Origin of the sequence: Nitrospira sp. (assembly GCA_005116745.1) — a bacterium.
Classification (GTDB): Bacteria; Nitrospirota; Nitrospiria; order Nitrospirales; family Nitrospiraceae; genus Nitrospira_D.
Window position 1 is genome coordinate 698922 of record SWDS01000010.1, and the last position, 15132, is coordinate 714053.

The following is a 15132-nucleotide window of genomic DNA, read 5'->3' on the forward strand; positions in this document are numbered from 1 at the left end:
CCCCCCCGCCTTGCCGCTCGCTCCCACCACCGGATTCGCGCACTCGTGGTGCCAGATAATTGAGCCTTGCGATTTCCACTTGGAGTCGGGCTGCTCTGGTTCGAGCATGTCGACTGAAAATCTCGATAATGACCCCGGTGCGATCAAGCACCGGCACGCCGGCGGCACGTTCGAGATTCTTCAATTGTGACGGCGACAGATCACAGTCCACGATAACAATCTGCGCCTGCTCGCGTGGGCTGGGTACGGTCTCGCTCGGTTCATCCGATTCGCGTTCTTCTGACTCCTCTGCTTCGTCTGATACAGCAGCCTCGTGCTTCAAGGCCGCTTTGTGCATCGGTTTTCCAAATGACGCCGCGATGGTTCCCGGCCCACCGGTCCATCGTGCTAATTCGGTGAGTTTGCCCTGCCCGAGGACCGTCGCAAATGTATCGGAACTCCGCTTTTGAGTCAGCTGACCGACAACGTGGTATCCGAGGGTTTTTACCAGACGTGTGAGCTCGTGCAGCGAGCTCTCCAGCTCCTCCCTCGTCACACGAGGGGTCTGAATCGTCACCAGCACGGCACGGGATTGTGAGGGAGTGGTCATCGTGTCTTGTTCCTGGGCTACATTGTGGGTGAAGGGGTCTGATCTTAACAGGGAATTTTGTGTTTAGGGCAGCTCACGTCGCGGTTATGTATTGAGAACGTCTTTCACAACGAAGTGCGGGACGAAGCGGCTCTGATTTCCGTGAATCAGACCACGATCTTCCCGAATCCCCATTCCCGCCGGCTCGTCCCCGACCACCCAGGATCCGATCACCGGGTGCCATCCCTCGAATACCGGTAACGGAATGTATTGCTGATAAACCGAGAGCTGCACATTGTAGGGCCCGGCGGTCGTCAGCACCTGATCCCCATTCACAATCGAGATATTGGCGCCTTCGCGTGACCAAAATGGCTTCTTGACATAGGCCGCACAGTCCCCCGGTCCAGAAAAGAAGGCGGGCAATAGGTTCGGGTGATCGGGATACCACTCCCACAGCAACGCCAGCAAACCTTTGTGGCTGAGCACCTGCTTCCAGGCCGGCTCCAGCACCATCATCGAAGACCGGGGCAGCTCTGCCGCAAAGGCGTCCTGACACATCCATTCCCAGGGATAGAGCTTGAAGAGCGCGGAGATCGGCTCGTTCCGGTGATCCACAAACCGTCGCCGCTCCGGCTCCCACCCAATCTGTTCGATCGGCAAGGTCTGTACGCGCCACCCGGCCTGGTTTGCCGTATCGGCCAGATAGGTCACCGTTTGTCGGTCCTCGTCGCTCCCATCCAAACAGGCCAAATGGAGCAGATCGTTCGAGGACTGCTGACGAATCGTGCGCCACTGTCCGATCAACCGCTCATGCAGACTGTTGAATTGATCCGCCTCCGGACAGGTCTCTCGCAGCCATCCCCATTGCCCGACTGCGGCTTCCAGCAACGAAGTGGGCGTATCGGCGTTGTACTCGAGTAATTTCGGCGACCTAATCCCGTCATACCAGAAATCAAACCGTCCATAGAGCGACGGCTCCTGCCGCTCATACGAATCGATGATCCGGGGCCGCCACTGTTCGAGAATATGGAGATCGGCAAACCGATCCTCGCGGATGATCCGCTCGACGGCCTCGATACAGAGCCGATGTAGCGAGCCCGTGGCCGATGCGAGACCGTCGACCTGCGTCTCGCTCAACTCATAGGCGACATCTTCGCGCCAATAGCCGCCGTCCAGACTGTGATAGGTGACGCCGACTCGGTCGAGTTGCGCGGGCCAATCGGCGCGCGGTTGCCTCACACGGCGATGCATGGCTACGTTCCCTCTTCCGGCTTATAGAATTGGCCGCCGGTCCTGCCGAAGCCGCCGCGTTGGCATACGACCGTGAGAGCATCGCCTGATGGAATGTCGAATCCCGGTATGGCAGGAACGACCAATCCCAGGTCGGTCATCTGATCGCCTCGCACAGACGGCCCATCCGATCCCTGCCCGACCGCGATCCATACCATCGCTCCTAAGCCATCTGCCACCGCGGCCAGACTCACCCGCACCTCGGGTGAATACCGCAGATGAGGAGGCAGCGGGCTGGGCACAGGCCCATCCGGCCTTTTCTTGTCCATGGGAACCTTTCACTCAAAACAGAAGACCTGGGAAGGAACAGGGAGACGGGCTGAGCTCACGGCCAGCCGTGACAGGCACGTGCGACATCTTACACGGATTGAAGGCTCGCTGGGTGAGTCAACTGCGGGCACATCATGATACCGGCTGTTGATGCTCAAACGCACACCGTCAGAGAGGTGCCTGCACGGCTCAAGATCCGCCTCCTCCATTCTTTGCGACTTCAATGGGCCATTGCTGCTAACATGTTTCGCACCCTAGAATCTTGCAACTATGACCACAAGGAGCGACCGTGAACCGAATGCCCCTCCTCGCCGCCTCCATTCTGTTGTCACTGACCGGCCTTCTTTCCGCCTCTGCGGCCCAGGCAGAAAACGGCTCTCTCAATAGCGGCTCTAGCTCGTCGCGGAATGCAGCGATCCAAAAGACCAGCAGCGCCGACGAATCGCCAGCTGGTCGCACACAGACAAACGAAGCCGATGGGCCGTCCCCAGAGGCCGCCCATACCAGCAAGACTCTGGAACCCGTGGGCGTTCTCTTGCTCCTGCTGTTCCTGGGAGCGGCGACAATTTTCTACTACCTCAAAATACAGCGCCCCTCCCTCCCCGACTTTTCCGGACTCCCCGGGCGCGACCCCGCCCTTGATAACCGGTCAGAAACGCCGTCTCTCACACACACACGAAACCTGTCAATTGAACAGGTCACCTCCGCGGATAAAGCCACCTTCCAGCAACTGCTGAGCGACGTCCATGCAGCCTGGAGCAGGCAAGACCTGGCCGGATTGGGGCAATTCGTGACACCGGACATGCTGAACTACTTCAGCACCACCCTGACTGATCACACCAAGCGGGACATCCAGAACCATGTGGAAGATGTGATCTTGCTCCAGGCCGAAGTCCTGGAAGCCTGGATGGAAGGCACCGCGTACTATGTGTCGGCAGGGCTCCGCTGGAGCGCCCGTGACTACAACCTGTCCCTGACCAAGCAGCGCGGAGAGCCAGGATATGTCGTCACAGGCAGCGAAGAGACGCCAACTGAGTCGCGCGAAATTTGGACCTTCGTGCGCGAGCAAGATGGCACATGGCTGCTCTCAGCGATTCAGAAATAAGAAAAGCAGGACGCGCGGAACCGGCGGGATGAGACGTGACATATGAACGGTGAAACGAGCCAAGAGAGTGGGTTGTCTGGTCAACCAATCGCCCCCCTGCCACAGAAACCAGAGCCCATTCATTCACCACTGTATGAATGGGCTTAGAGCCGCTGCAGTGACCGGCCACGCAATTCGATTCCGGCCCACACGTGCCGCGTCTGGATCACGAAGGCTGAGGTACTCCCGTCCTCATGCTCGTACTCTCACTGGCCTTCCGGTTTCCACTCACTCGCCAATTTCTTGGCCTTGGCAATTTGAGCCTCTGTCATCCCTTTGGCCAAGATATCACGCAGCATGGGCGCGGACTTATCTCCGTTCGTCGCGGCCAGACTGACCCACTTATACCCCTGGACTTTATCTTTCGGCACGCCTTCCCCGTCATCGTACATAATCCCGAGTTTCGTTTGAGCGAGCGCGTCTCCTCGGTTTGCCCCGAGACGGAACCATCGTAGGGCTTGCTGATAGTCCTTCGGACCGCCTTCTCCATTAAAGTACAAGGTGCCCAGGCTGAACTGCGCCCTGGCGTGTCCCTGCGCCGCAGCTTTGGCATACCACTTTCTCGCTTCTGCATCGTCCTGCGGCACCCCCCGGCCCTTGTGATACAGCATCCCCACGTGATACTGCGCCACGGCATCGCCCTGCTCCGCCAGCGGCTGCCACTCACGCATGGCAGTGGCGTAGTCTTCAGCGTCATGGGCCGTCATACCAGCCTGAAAATCCGCCCATGCCGGCATGGCGAGACAGAAGATCGACAACACAAGGGTACTCGCGAATCGAAACGTCATAGGCTCCTCGTGAAAATGGCGCATTCTAAAAGAATCGCGCTGGGAGGTGCAAGATCAACCATGAGGCAGCCAGCGGCCACACATGCGCAAGAGCGGGGGCATCAGATAAGAGACGGCTACAGACAGCACGACACCAACCAGCGATCCAAGCAGGTCTGTGACAGAGCGACCAGCAGAGTGAGCAAGAAATAGGATGAGCATTATCAGTCACGCGAGAGACCGATGTTGTTCGCAAAACCTACGGCGGTGGTGAACGGCGAGGGACTCGGCAAAAGATCATACTGATTTCTTCTTCGGGCCGCTCAATTCTTTCTACCAAAGGCTCCCACCCTACTTTATGCCAGCCTATCTGCTCCGGTACTTTTCAGACAGGTGTGTAACCGCTTGTTCGGCGTGTTTCTTTGCCACGTCGGCATGACCGGCTTTCCCATGCTCAATGGCCTGTTTGAGTTCCTTGATCCCTGCGTCCACATGCGGAGCCTCGCCGGCCTTCAGGGCAGACTGGAGTGCCGCTTCCGCACTGGTCAGGAGTGCCCCCACATGACCCTGTTGGCCATGGTCAGCCGCCTCTGTGGCAAGCGTGACGGCATCCTGGCGGTGCTGCTCCTCCGCACGCACCACATCCCGCCTGGCCCCGCCTTCACCAAAGACCGGTTGCAACGGCAGCACTGTGGCCGCGGCGAGGATGAACAGGGAAGCAAGTGCGACAGCTCGTGGCATGGTAGATCGTGTCATTGGCATTCTCCTTATCTTACAAGAAGTGAACCGACCTCAGTGAACGCCCCGCTACAGAGTGAGGGACCGTAGATGGCGCCTTCCGGCTTTCGCTGAAGTTACTGTACCATGCATCACCCTGGAATTTCCCCAGGACCAGTCGACAACAACGGTGGCCGTCGATCATGGTGAGTCTTCAGTGCGACCGTGCCGCGCTGTCGTCCGGTACGTCGATGACTCAGTCCTTCAACGAGAACGGTGTGAAGTCCGGTGGTGGTCATGGACATCACCGCGCACGATTATCGGAGGCAATGATGAAGACGAAAGACGTTCGTCCGGCAAAAGCTCGGGTTATGGTCTCAGTTGGAGAGTCCGTTCGGATCGTTCGTGAGTTACAAGGACTCACGCAGAGCGAGCTGGCTCGAAGGGCCAAGATTCCACAGTCCACAATCTCAGCGATTGAAAACGACACCATCAATCTTGGCGTCGAACGAGCTAAAACCCTGGCGCATGTGCTGCAATGCCATCCAGCCGTCCTAGTCTTTCCAGGCTGGGACGTGGCCAAGCCGTCCGCAGCCTAACTGCGACGACTCTTTGGACGAATCAAGTGCGACGACATGAAAGCCATTCCTGGGACCGCCGACATCAACTCTGACGACGATAGAACCGAGATCGAGTTGATTCATGCCGATTGAAGCGCAAGACAAGACTCCTCGTGCATTTTCTCTATCCTATGCACGGTACAAGGTCTGACCCCATTGTTCTTTGTTACACGACCGCGCGCATTCATACAATAAGTGCAATTTCTCAAGTCGAGACACTCGGTTAGTATTGGGATGTCCAGCACACTCACCCTACTTGAGGCATTACACCATGACCGGCTATCGACATCTGAGCCATGAAGAACGGTTTTACATTCACCAGGCGGTGCGCGAAGGTAAGAGCAATGTGGAGATTGCCCGCGCGCTTGGGCGCCATGCCGCGACGATCGGTCGAGAACAGCGACGCAATATGTGGCCCAGCGCGTACCTGTATACCTACGACTGGGCGCGATATTTCCAACGGCAACGACAACGCTGGGCCAATGCGCGTAAACATCGCAAGCTGACAAAGCATACCGAGCCCTTCATTGTGGCCCTGCTCAAACAGTGGCTGAGCCCGGAACAAATCAGCGCCTATCTCAAGGCCCACCATGCGATCGCGCGGAGCCATGAAACCATCTATCGCTTCATCTACACGGCGGGGCACACCCATGGACCGTTACGCGGATACTTGCGCCATGCTGGGAAGAAGCGGCGCAAACGGTACGGCTCGGGAGCTCGGGCTTCATGCATCCCCAATCGTACGCCAATTCAGGCCCGCCCACCCATCGTCGCGCAGAAGGGACGTATCGGAGACTGGGAATGCGATACCCTCGTGGGGGGAGATCGCACGAGTGCACTGGTCACCCTGGTGGAGCGCAAATCCTTATTCACGCTCTGTGCCCCCGTCGTGCAGAAAACGGCGGAGTCTGTCCAACAAGCCATCATCGGGCTGCTGGCTCCTCTGGCGCATAAGGTGAAGACGCTCACCTTCGACAACGGCACTGAGTTTACCCAGCATGAGAAAATCGCGGCGGCCCTCAAGGCCAGGACGTACTTCGCGACGCCCTATGCATCCTGGGAGCGGGGGATCAACGAGAACACCAACGGCCTGTTGCGCCAATTCTTTCCCAAGCGTACTAACTTCAAGACGGTGACGCCCGCGCAAATCCAACAGGCCGTCGCACTCCTCAACAATCGGCCCAGAAAGACGAGGCACTACAAAACACCGAATGAGCTTTTTGCCAATACCTTCGTTCCGCTCATTCAACCCGCAGAAATTGCACTTATGAGTTGAATTCGCGCCGCTCACCGGAAACTAGCTTCCTAGATAGGCCGTGAAGGCCTCGATCTCGGTGATTCCAAGACGCGGATCAGCTGCTCAGTCCGCGAGAACAGTTCGTCATAGGTGATGATGGTGACACCGGAGAACTGATTGCGGAAGAGTTCAAACGACTTTCGTTTGTCCTCGTTAAGAAGCTCGCGGCCAGCGTTTCCTACAACAATCGCGCAACGAGGATCGAACGAATCGAAGGGATTTACCTGACCGTGGGTGATGGAGTGATACTCCTGTTGGAGGGAGTGCTTGTAGTTAAGCACTTGCATGACTCCACCGGTAAGCTCGCTGGATGGTGGATAAACTCCGCGGCGGTACTCCCGGGGAGCGATCAAGGGGGTGGTTGGCGTTTTGATTTCAATGAGGGCAGCATTTCGGGTTACCTGATTATTCATTAGGAAGTCAATTACGTTGCCGCCTGTATTCATGACGGACTTACCGCCCACATACGCCTTTCCTCGGACGATTGTGGTCGGCCAGGAGAACACGTGTTCCAGGACGAAAGAATTGTCGGTAAGTGCTCGCTGCCAGAACTCTTCGTCTGCGGTTGTTTGGTTGGATTGCCAAAGCACAATGGCTGCTTTCAGGCTTTGGAGATTAACCGCGATATTGAGCGTACGGAGGCTAGCGGAGGAAGTTCGATTAGGTATTCGAGGAGCGCAGCCGGGTTTTCAGCGTGGGTTGCCCATGTGATAAGTCGCATAAGGAACGAGGAACCTACCGCGTGGTTGGCTGCTAAAATCTTCTGGAGGTCGCCGGGGGCCATTTGCGCGATTTCGGCCAGCTGCCGATTGACTGGAACGAACTCATGGTCCCCGAGAGGGATGCCAGACCCCGAGTGGAGTTTGTAGAGGTCGGTGAGACTTTTGTATAGAAGCAGGATTTCGGAAGAGTCGATAGCGAGCTTGTAGGCGTCTCCTTTCTTCAATTGAGATAATGGGATGGTCTCCACCTCAACCCACTCGTCCCTGGGGCCTTTCCGCAGAAACATAAATGTCCCCTTGACCGCTGCTGCTGGGGTGGAAGGGTTCTCTACCAGCATTGGCCGAAACACGAGGCGGGTGATATTCGTCTCGCGAAGGACAATGTCCGAGCACTCGGCTGAAGACAGAGAGGTTGACTTTATGCGGAGCTTGTCCATCTAGGCCCCATTCCCTCTTGAAGGATTTTGGAATCTATTGCACAAGAATGAGAGGCAGGTCTTGCGATCATACATTGATCCAGAGCCCGCAGGCTTCAATTCTTGGCTCTGCAGAGATAAGCGCAGGGAAGCCGGGCTTCCTATCAACGACCGGGCCGAAGCTTACCCCTTTCTCCTTGAGAAATCACGCCTCTCTCGGCTAAGAGCTGATGGCTGGAAATGTGGCAGGGAGCTTATGGCGTATGGCCTATGGCAGAACCCAGCAACGGCTCGGGAATCTTGTTCTGACACCTTCGGGACGAGATCCGACCAGCCTCACGCGGTGAGAACCCATTTTCGGACCCAGCGGCGGGGTGCGTGCTCCACTCCCCTCGCTGCTCACGATTTCAATACCCTGCTCCGCCACGCCATAGACCGGCACGCTTCGACAACATAGAATAGCCTGTCTTCTTTATCCGGCCGGGACTGTTGTGGTTCGGGGCTTCCGCGCTTGTGCTGTCGGGGACACTCCCCACGTTTGAATGGTGAGGCATTCTCGCAGGCCATGAACTACGTCATTGGATGTGTCATCACCCTACTGGCTCTTGCAGGATGGGTGTCTGCGCGTTATGAGTCCGATCGTGCTGAGGTCACCGCACGGCTGGTCAGAGACAGCCACGTTGCGACCACGGCCTGCGGCCTCATCGAGTATTCGGAGGTCGGATCGGGCCCGGCCGTGCTCGCTATCCATGGAGCCGGTGGTGGTTATCCGCAAATGGCGGACTTTGGCAATACGCTGGCTCCTGCCGGATTTCGTGTGGTCGCTGTCTCCCGGTTTGGCTATCTCCGAACACCATCGCCCATCCATCCCGGTGTGAAAGAGCAGGCGGCGGCCCATGCGTGCCTGTTGGATAGCTTGGGGATCACGACTGCCGCCGTGTTTGGGGTGTCCGCCGGCGCGCCATCATCCATACAGTTCTGCCTGGACTTTCCGGCCCGTTGCTCCGCCTTAGTCCTGCTCGTCCCTGCGGCCTTTCCCCCCGGCACAACCACGAAGGACACCACCCCTCCGTCACCCTACATGTCGTTTGTGCTCGACCATGTGCTGGGGTCAGACTTCTTGATCTGGACAGTGACGCGAGTGGCTCCGCGCATGCTGATTGAATCGGTCCTGGCGACACCGATCGAGGTGTATCGGAATGCCGATTCCAGCGAACAGGCACGAGCCCTCCGCATCATCCAAGACATCTTTCCGGTTAGCCGGCGGATTGAAGGCTTACGCATCGATGCCCGGATGGCCGCCCCCCTGAGTGCGAAAGAACTCCAGACGATCTCGGTGCCAATGCTTGCCATGAGCTGTGCGGACGATCTGTACCGGACGCTGGCGGGAGCTTCGTACGCCGCTACGCACATTCCGAGTGCTCGCTTGGTCACGTTTCAGAGCGGCGGTCACGGCTGGCTTGGCCACGATGCGGAGGTGAAGCGTGAGATCACGCAATTTCTCCAAGCGGTAACGTTGGCCAACGTTACAGGCAAGGGGCAGAACCGCACGAAGGACTGAGTTGTGAGGGCTGAGGACTGAGTATCGAGGACTGAGCGCTGAGTGCTGGGGAGTGAGGCCGCACGGGAAGGACGGAGGGTTGACAGAGACTGTCAGGTAGGAGGCACAACAGCTCGCGCTAGGCTGCGTGGCGGCCTTTGCCTTTCTCCCCTTCGGTTCCTCGTCCATCACCCGCTCAAAGGCGCTCAGCTAGCCTTCGCCGTGACATGGAGTCTGACGCGGGTCTTTTTCTGAAGCGCATGCACGATCCCGAAAAAGTTTTCAGTGCTCGGGTTACCATGGGGGGCGAGCATGCGATGGAGGCTCTTGCTCGGCTTCTTAAGCACATGCGCCAGTTCCTCGAAGCCCACCGTCGCATTTACCAGGTCGCGGAGGATCGCTTTTCCCGTACCAGTGTCCCCTCCGAGATAAGCGTTCATCGCCTCGATGAAGAGCGCTTCCCGAAACCGAGGATCGCGTTGGACTCGTACGACAACCGTATCTTTAAATTCTCGTGTGAGCGCCATCATTCCTCCGTTTCCTTATCGCTCTGGCTTCTTGATTTTCCGACGGCGATAGTCGGCCCATCGTTCGTGTGCGGCGTCGATGGCTTGTTGCTGCCGCTGCTTGCTGCTTCCACCAAGGAGAATCACGAGGCGTTCCCCATCCTTTCCAAAGTAGACTCGATAGCCTGGACCACAGTCTATCTTCCGCTCGAAGACTCCACCTCCTACCTCTTTGACCTGTGACCAGTTCCCTGCCTCGAGCTGATAGAGTGTGGCGGTGACCTTCGCCGCGGCCGCTGCATTGAGTCCGTCAAACCACACTGCAAAAGGCGACCGCCCCCGCCCATCAAGATATTCTAAGACCCTGACTCTTACACATGCTATGGTAACAGATAAGTTACCATAATGGCAATGACGGAGCCTGCATTTGCCAAGTGAAGGAGGCTGAGGCGGCTGGGGAAGGACGGAGGAATTAGGGCCACGGACTGAGTGCTAAATCCTCAGTCTGAATGCTGGGCGGAGTGGCCCGAGTTGACAGGTGTCATGCACCACATTACACTTAGGCCGTGATCAAGACCTTTGCCGACAAGCGTACAAGGAATCTGTACAAGAACGGCAAATCTAAGCGGTTTCCACCTGATATGTGGGAGCGGGCCTTACGTAAGCTGGAGCGCGACCGGATGGGTCAGCACTCGATTTCTATTAATGACCAATGGCGCATCTGCTTTCGCTTTAAGAACGGAGATGCGTACGATGTGGAGATTACAGATTATCATTGAGCGAGGTGGCTAATGAGTCTACCCAATAAACGCGTGCGAAACGTTCGGCCTACTCATCCGGGTGTGATGCTGCGAGAGGACTTCCTGCCTGAATATGGATTGACGGTGTCCGGCTTTGCCAGATCGCTCCGGGTGTCCAGGCAAACCGTCAACGACCTGCTGCGGGAACGACGCGCGGTCAGTCCCGAGATGGCGTTGCGGCTCTCGCGGTTATTCGGCAACAGCCCCGAATTCTGGTTGAATGCCCAGCGTGCAGTTAATTTGTGGAAAGCCGCACGGACTATCAAGAAGACGATCAATCATATCACTCCGCTGTCTGCCGCCTAAGGTTGCTTATGGGCGCAGAAGAGCCGGAGGCTCCCGACGATCGCGATCTTCCCTCATAGGGCGCTTCAACACATCTTTTCAAACCAGTCGACGGAGTCCACGCTCGGAGGCAGCATCCACCGGTCGCTTCAGTAGTCGCTCTAGGTCAAGGATCAGCGCCGCATGGTCGAGCAAGCTCCGGCCCTCATCCATGTCGACGAGAAAGTCGATGTCGCTGCCGAGGTGTGCAGTGCCGCGCGCGACCGATCCGAACACTCTCACCTTTCGCGCTCCATGCCGCGCGGCTATTTGCAGAATTTGGCCTCGCTTGGACTGAAGTAATTGGCGGATGCTCATCACGTATCTCCGTGCCTAATGTAGCCAAAACTGACCGGGAACTCCAGCAATACGCCCCACTTGGCTGAAGCCGCCAGAGCAGGACTGAGGACTGACCTTGCCCTGTTTGTCTTGAGCTTGTCGAAAGGCCTGCGGCGAGCCTAGTCGAGGTAAGCTCGTCGAAGGGTGCGAGGTTTGAGCATGCCTTGAATGGTCAACCGGGCGGAGATTCGGAAGGAAACGGTTGGCGAAGGAATATTACTTTGAGATGGGACGGGCTGCAGACTCGATAGCGGCGAGGATTTTGGCGCGAGTTTCATGATCAAACTCATGCCCGTAGAAACGCAGGAAGAGCCCTTTCCGAATGGCCTCGACCGTGGCTTGAGGGTCGCGTTCTCTGAGGGACGCCTCGACGAGGGCGCGGGAGGTGTCTCGCATTGTACACCCCATGATTAGTCGTTCTTCACCGGTGCGTGCCAGGAGCATGGCCCGAAACTGCTCGTCAATTTCTGGGGCGGTATCGTTCATGAATGGACCTCACGATACAGTGCGGTCAGCCCTAAGCGATCGGCCCAATGACTGAGATAGACCCTGTCCAAGTCCTGCACGGACCGGAGCAAGTTCCGCACATCATCGAGTTGCATCTGCGAGCGACTCTCTCTTGCCCAGTCCAACTTTGACAAGATCAGATCCTCGGGAGCCACGATGGCCACCGATTGGCCGGCAAGAGTGATAGTCCGTCGCCGTGCGAACTCTTCCCGCCGATAGTCGGTATCTTTTCGAACCACGCAATCAACTTTGACCACCAACGCATTGTGAATCATGTTGAACATGGAACGGTTTCGGATGGCCTGCTGCACCATGTCTGGATCGATGTAGTACGTATCTTGAAAGAGACCGACGACACGATCGATATCGGCGTCCGACAGTTCAACCACCAGGTCGATGTCTCGCGTCATGCGAGGGGTGGCATAGAAGTTCGCTGCCATAGAGCCGGTCACCATATAGAAAATACCGCTTGCCTGTAACCTCGCAGTCACGGACAGCAAAACATCGAGTTCATCACTCACAGATACGTCTCACTCTGTTTGCCAATCGAAATTGTCTTGATGTGGAGCTTACCCGTTTCCCTCCCATAAATCATGTTCTTCACTGGCGTGGCTCCTTCCGTCACCACCTACTCGGCAATAGACTGCATGGCTGATGCCGACTTCGTCTTCCCGACGTCGAGTAGGATGGCCACGAGCATGTCGCTCATGACGTTCACGCCGGAACGGGCGCGGGCGATGATCCAATCCACAGTCATGATGAGGGGAATGGCGGCGAGGATGACCTGATCCGGCAAACCGGCGGCGGCTAAGACTAGCGGCAAGACGATCAACCCCGCTTCCGGTATGCCGGCGACCCCGGCCCCGGCGATGATGGAGGCGAGGACAATCAAGACCTGTTTCGCCATCGGGAGATCATAGCCCAGCGCTTGCGCGAGAAAAAGCGCGGCCATCGCTTCGTACAATGTGATGCCGTCGTTATTGAGATTAGTCCCGACACAGGCCGCGAGACGCGCCGATTGCGCTGAGACCTGCATCCGTTCGAGACAGCGGAGGGTGACGGGCACGGTGGCCAGGCTGCTGTTACACGAGACAGCCGTCATGATGGCATCGGCCCCCTGCCCCAGATACTTCTTCGGTGACTTCTTTCCCACCAGCCAGGCGACGAGCGGATAGTAGAGAAGGGAATGGATCGCAAGGCCGGCGAGCATGGCCACGAGAAAGATCCAGAGGACGGAGAAGACGCCCACGCCGGACTTGCCGACGACATGTGCGACGACGCCGAAGACGGCCAGTGGGACAGCCAGGATAATCCATTCAAGGATCTGCACGAGCCAACCATAGATCCGTTCGATGCCCCGTGCGACCACGGCAACAAATCCACCCGTCTGGTCTGACTGGCCATGCAGGTATCGCAGAGTGCCGCCAAGGAGCAGGGCGAGGAGCACGACGCCGATGATGTTGTTACTCGAAAAGGGGTTCGTGAGGGTGCGGGGAATATAGGACGCCAGATACTGGATCGGGCTTTGCGATCCGGCTTGCACGTTGGCCAGCGCCGACGACGAGAGTGTGGAGCCAGGCACGAGGTGGAGCAGCTCATCCACGTGCCCCAGCCAGGCCAAGCCCGGTTGCCAGAGATTCATGATGGCCAGGCCGATGGCCATGGCGACGGAGACGTTTACGAGACAGATGACCAGCAGCTTGGTCCCCTGGCTCAGGGGGATACTGGTGCGAAGAAGGGCGTCGAGGATCGCAAAAAAGATAAGGGGGATGGCCAGTGTCTTGAGCATCCAGACCACCCAGAGCCCAAGTTGCCCCAGCTGCTCGTTACGCAGGCCACCCAGATAGGGCTCTTGGCCAAAGACCACACCAAGCGTTGTGCCACAGATCACGGCGACAAGCACCTGCGCATAGAGGGGAAACGGATGACGTTGGGAGGTTTCGTGCGTCGTCATAGTGGGGACCGCGGCAGCTTACTCGGTTTCGTTCAAAGAAACCATGTCCGCCCTCATCTCCCTGACTGATTTCGTCCAGTTGCATCTCTATTTTGGGAGGCGTAGGTTCGTAGGCTCATCACGTCTCGGGTGTATCTGAAACGGAGGATTCCATGAATCGGTTTCGACTGATTGCTTCGACTGTAGCGCTGTTGCTTTCGATGCCATCGATGACATCGATGGCATCAGCGGAACTTTTGGCGCTGCTCAACTATGAAAGTAAGCCAGGTCAAACGGTCAGGCGGGAAGGCATTGCAATCATGGAGATCGATCCAAAGTCGGTAGACTTCGGAAAGATTCTCATGGATATTCCCCTACCCGCCGACCTTGTCGCTCACCATATTTTCTTCAATCGCGATCACACGAAGGCCTATATCACGTCCTTGGGAAAAAGTGAGCTGTACGTAATCGATCTCACACGCTTCCCCTACCGGCTGCGTACCATTGCTGTGCCAGACTGTCAGGTCGGGGAAGATCTGGTCGTCTCCGAAGATAACAAGACTTGGTATCTCACCTGCATGGGTTCGAGTACCGTCATCATGGGCGACGCCGTCCAGGATCGCCCGATCAAGACCGTGCGGGGATCGGACCCGACCGCGCAGATTCTCTATCCGCACGGGATTGCCATCCATAATGGGATCGATCGCGTGTTGGTCACCAGCACGGTCAAGCCCGACATGTCGGAGATGGGAGAGTCCGTCACGGTTCTGGAGGCGAGCACCGGCAAGGTCTTGTCCACGCACAAGGTGTCCCTAAAGCCTTCTCCCTCGAAATCCGCTCCCGTGGAAGTCATGTTTGCCCCGAATACGAATCCCCCAGTGGTCCATATCACGAATATGATGGAAGGGACTCTGTGGGCCGGCCTGTGGGATCCCAGCAGCAAATCGTTTTCGTTTACACAGGTCGATGATTTTGGACCGCGCCAACAAGGAGTCCCACTCGAGATGTTGTATAACGCGAGGGGCGACCGACTCTACATCACCACCGCCAAACCAGGCTTCGTCAATCTCTACGATAACAGCAATCCGCGTCAGCCGAAGTTTCTCAAAGCCCTTCCCGCAGCGGAAGGCGCCCATCACACGGTGTTGTCGCCGGATGAACGGTACCTGTTCGTTCAGAACAGCTTGCTCAACCTGGAGGGCATGAGCGACGGGTCCATCACGGTCATCGATTTGCAAGAAGACAAGGTGCTGGGGAGCATTGATACCCTGAAGGCCGCTGGGTTCAACCCCAACTGCATCATGCTGTTACCCAACAATTTTCAAAAGGGCGGGATACGTGGGAGCATGCAGTAACCGCACTGTCAGCAAGG

General features: G+C 57.3%; 20 protein-coding genes. 7 read left to right on the top strand and 13 right to left on the bottom strand.

Annotated elements, in window-relative coordinates; translation table 11 throughout:
- The 3 genes from E8D52_18040 to E8D52_18050 form a co-directional block, all read right to left on the bottom strand.
- The coding region (locus tag E8D52_18040; protein ID TKB66398.1) for a GTPase HflX at positions 1-589 on the bottom strand (589 nt) is incomplete at its 3' end.
- An 84-nt stretch (positions 590-673) separates the two neighbouring features.
- The gene (locus tag E8D52_18045; GenBank protein TKB66259.1) at positions 674-1819 is read right to left on the bottom strand and encodes a glutathionylspermidine synthase family protein; all 1146 of its coding nucleotides are present in this window, start codon (positions 1817-1819) and stop codon (positions 674-676) included.
- Positions 1820-1821: 2 nt separating this feature from the next.
- A complete protein-coding gene (locus tag E8D52_18050) occupies positions 1822-2127 on the bottom strand; it encodes a hypothetical protein (GenBank protein TKB66260.1) in 306 nt (101 codons plus the stop codon).
- A gap of 290 nt (positions 2128-2417) precedes the next feature.
- Here E8D52_18050 and E8D52_18055 point away from each other — a divergent pair, with 290 nt between their 5' ends.
- The gene (locus E8D52_18055; protein ID TKB66261.1) at positions 2418-3233 is read left to right on the top strand and encodes a hypothetical protein; all 816 of its coding nucleotides are present in this window, start codon (positions 2418-2420) and stop codon (positions 3231-3233) included.
- A gap of 245 nt (positions 3234-3478) precedes the next feature.
- Here the strand turns inward: E8D52_18055 and E8D52_18060 are convergent, their stop codons facing one another.
- The gene (locus tag E8D52_18060; protein ID TKB66262.1) at positions 3479-4060 is read right to left on the bottom strand and encodes a sel1 repeat family protein; all 582 of its coding nucleotides are present in this window, start codon (positions 4058-4060) and stop codon (positions 3479-3481) included.
- 345 nt (positions 4061-4405) lie between these two features.
- Positions 4406-4780 (bottom strand): hypothetical protein, encoded by a 375-nt coding sequence (locus E8D52_18065; GenBank protein ID TKB66399.1) that lies wholly within the window; start codon positions 4778-4780, stop codon positions 4406-4408.
- Between the two features lie 305 nt (positions 4781-5085).
- On the opposite strand from E8D52_18065, the gene E8D52_18070 reads away from it, so the two are divergent.
- Both E8D52_18070 and E8D52_18075 read left to right on the top strand, forming a co-directional pair.
- On the top strand, positions 5086-5355 hold the full coding sequence (locus E8D52_18070; protein TKB66400.1) for a helix-turn-helix transcriptional regulator: 270 nt from the start codon (positions 5086-5088) through the stop codon (positions 5353-5355).
- A 292-nt stretch (positions 5356-5647) separates the two neighbouring features.
- Positions 5648-6652, top strand: a complete 1005-nt coding sequence (locus E8D52_18075; protein ID TKB66263.1) for an IS30 family transposase — start codon at positions 5648-5650, stop codon at positions 6650-6652.
- Between the two features lie 29 nt (positions 6653-6681).
- On the opposite strand, the gene E8D52_18080 is transcribed toward E8D52_18075, so the two are convergent.
- Positions 6682-7341: a DUF4263 domain-containing protein gene (locus tag E8D52_18080; GenBank protein TKB66264.1), complete on the bottom strand. Its 660-nt coding sequence runs from the start codon at positions 7339-7341 to the stop codon at positions 6682-6684.
- Positions 7275-7832 carry a hypothetical protein gene (locus E8D52_18085; GenBank protein ID TKB66265.1) on the bottom strand — a complete coding sequence of 186 codons (558 nt, stop codon included), beginning with the start codon at positions 7830-7832 and terminating at the stop codon, positions 7275-7277. The genes E8D52_18080 and E8D52_18085 overlap by 67 nt, the downstream gene beginning before the upstream one ends.
- Positions 7833-8376: 544 nt before the next feature.
- Between E8D52_18085 and E8D52_18090 the strand changes: the two genes are divergently transcribed.
- Positions 8377-9372, top strand: coding sequence for an alpha/beta hydrolase (locus E8D52_18090; GenBank protein ID TKB66266.1), 996 nt, complete (start codon positions 8377-8379; stop codon positions 9370-9372).
- Positions 9373-9557: 185 nt separating this feature from the next.
- Here E8D52_18090 and E8D52_18095 read toward each other — a convergent pair whose 3' ends face one another.
- Both E8D52_18095 and E8D52_18100 read right to left on the bottom strand, forming a co-directional pair.
- Complete coding sequence (locus tag E8D52_18095) at positions 9558-9878, bottom strand: transcriptional regulator (GenBank protein ID TKB66401.1); 321 nt, start codon at positions 9876-9878, stop codon at positions 9558-9560.
- A gap of 15 nt (positions 9879-9893) precedes the next feature.
- The gene (locus E8D52_18100; protein ID TKB66267.1) at positions 9894-10241 is read right to left on the bottom strand and encodes a type II toxin-antitoxin system RelE/ParE family toxin; all 348 of its coding nucleotides are present in this window, start codon (positions 10239-10241) and stop codon (positions 9894-9896) included.
- A 182-nt stretch (positions 10242-10423) separates the two neighbouring features.
- Here E8D52_18100 and E8D52_18105 point away from each other — a divergent pair, with 182 nt between their 5' ends.
- On the top strand, positions 10424-10636 hold the full coding sequence (locus E8D52_18105; protein ID TKB66268.1) for a type II toxin-antitoxin system RelE/ParE family toxin: 213 nt from the start codon (positions 10424-10426) through the stop codon (positions 10634-10636).
- Positions 10637-10648: 12 nt separating this feature from the next.
- Positions 10649-10963 carry an addiction module antidote protein, HigA family gene (gene higA / locus E8D52_18110; GenBank protein ID TKB66269.1) on the top strand — a complete coding sequence of 105 codons (315 nt, stop codon included), beginning with the start codon at positions 10649-10651 and terminating at the stop codon, positions 10961-10963.
- Positions 10964-11041: 78 nt separating this feature from the next.
- On the opposite strand, the gene E8D52_18115 is transcribed toward higA, so the two are convergent.
- The 4 genes from E8D52_18115 to E8D52_18130 form a co-directional block, all read right to left on the bottom strand.
- Positions 11042-11299, bottom strand: a complete 258-nt coding sequence (locus E8D52_18115; GenBank protein TKB66270.1) for a DNA polymerase subunit beta — start codon at positions 11297-11299, stop codon at positions 11042-11044.
- 237 nt (positions 11300-11536) lie between these two features.
- Positions 11537-11806: a hypothetical protein gene (locus tag E8D52_18120; GenBank protein ID TKB66271.1), complete on the bottom strand. Its 270-nt coding sequence runs from the start codon at positions 11804-11806 to the stop codon at positions 11537-11539.
- Complete coding sequence (locus tag E8D52_18125; GenBank protein TKB66272.1) at positions 11803-12348, bottom strand: hypothetical protein; 546 nt, start codon at positions 12346-12348, stop codon at positions 11803-11805. The genes E8D52_18120 and E8D52_18125 overlap by 4 nt, the downstream gene beginning before the upstream one ends.
- Before the next feature lie 107 nt (positions 12349-12455).
- The gene (locus tag E8D52_18130) at positions 12456-13781 is read right to left on the bottom strand and encodes a dicarboxylate/amino acid:cation symporter (protein ID TKB66273.1); all 1326 of its coding nucleotides are present in this window, start codon (positions 13779-13781) and stop codon (positions 12456-12458) included.
- Positions 13782-13981: 200 nt separating this feature from the next.
- Here E8D52_18130 and E8D52_18135 point away from each other — a divergent pair, with 200 nt between their 5' ends.
- The gene (locus E8D52_18135) at positions 13982-15115 is read left to right on the top strand and encodes a YncE family protein (protein TKB66402.1); all 1134 of its coding nucleotides are present in this window, start codon (positions 13982-13984) and stop codon (positions 15113-15115) included.
- Positions 15116-15132: the final 17 nt, after the last annotated feature.

Excerpts from the sequence above, each read along its gene's own strand:
- E8D52_18135 (TKB66402.1), top strand. The coding sequence starts at position 13,982 with ATGCCATCGATGACATCGATGGCATCAGCGGAACTTTTGGCGCTGCTC.
- E8D52_18120 (TKB66271.1), bottom strand. The coding sequence starts at position 11,806 with ATGAACGATACCGCCCCAGAAATTGACGAGCAGTTTCGGGCCATGCTC.
- E8D52_18130 (TKB66273.1), bottom strand. The coding sequence starts at position 13,781 with ATGACGACGCACGAAACCTCCCAACGTCATCCGTTTCCCCTCTATGCG.
- E8D52_18070 (TKB66400.1), top strand. The coding sequence starts at position 5,086 with ATGATGAAGACGAAAGACGTTCGTCCGGCAAAAGCTCGGGTTATGGTC.
- E8D52_18075 (TKB66263.1), top strand. The coding sequence starts at position 5,648 with ATGACCGGCTATCGACATCTGAGCCATGAAGAACGGTTTTACATTCAC.
- E8D52_18085 (TKB66265.1), bottom strand. The coding sequence starts at position 7,832 with ATGGACAAGCTCCGCATAAAGTCAACCTCTCTGTCTTCAGCCGAGTGC.
- E8D52_18115 (TKB66270.1), bottom strand. The coding sequence starts at position 11,299 with ATGAGCATCCGCCAATTACTTCAGTCCAAGCGAGGCCAAATTCTGCAA.
- higA (TKB66269.1), top strand. The coding sequence starts at position 10,649 with ATGAGTCTACCCAATAAACGCGTGCGAAACGTTCGGCCTACTCATCCG.
- E8D52_18090 (TKB66266.1), top strand. The coding sequence starts at position 8,377 with ATGAACTACGTCATTGGATGTGTCATCACCCTACTGGCTCTTGCAGGA.
- E8D52_18045 (TKB66259.1), bottom strand. The coding sequence starts at position 1,819 with ATGCATCGCCGTGTGAGGCAACCGCGCGCCGATTGGCCCGCGCAACTC.
- E8D52_18050 (TKB66260.1), bottom strand. The coding sequence starts at position 2,127 with ATGGACAAGAAAAGGCCGGATGGGCCTGTGCCCAGCCCGCTGCCTCCT.
- E8D52_18095 (TKB66401.1), bottom strand. The coding sequence starts at position 9,878 with ATGGCGCTCACACGAGAATTTAAAGATACGGTTGTCGTACGAGTCCAA.
- E8D52_18065 (TKB66399.1), bottom strand. The coding sequence starts at position 4,780 with ATGCCACGAGCTGTCGCACTTGCTTCCCTGTTCATCCTCGCCGCGGCC.
- E8D52_18060 (TKB66262.1), bottom strand. The coding sequence starts at position 4,060 with ATGACGTTTCGATTCGCGAGTACCCTTGTGTTGTCGATCTTCTGTCTC.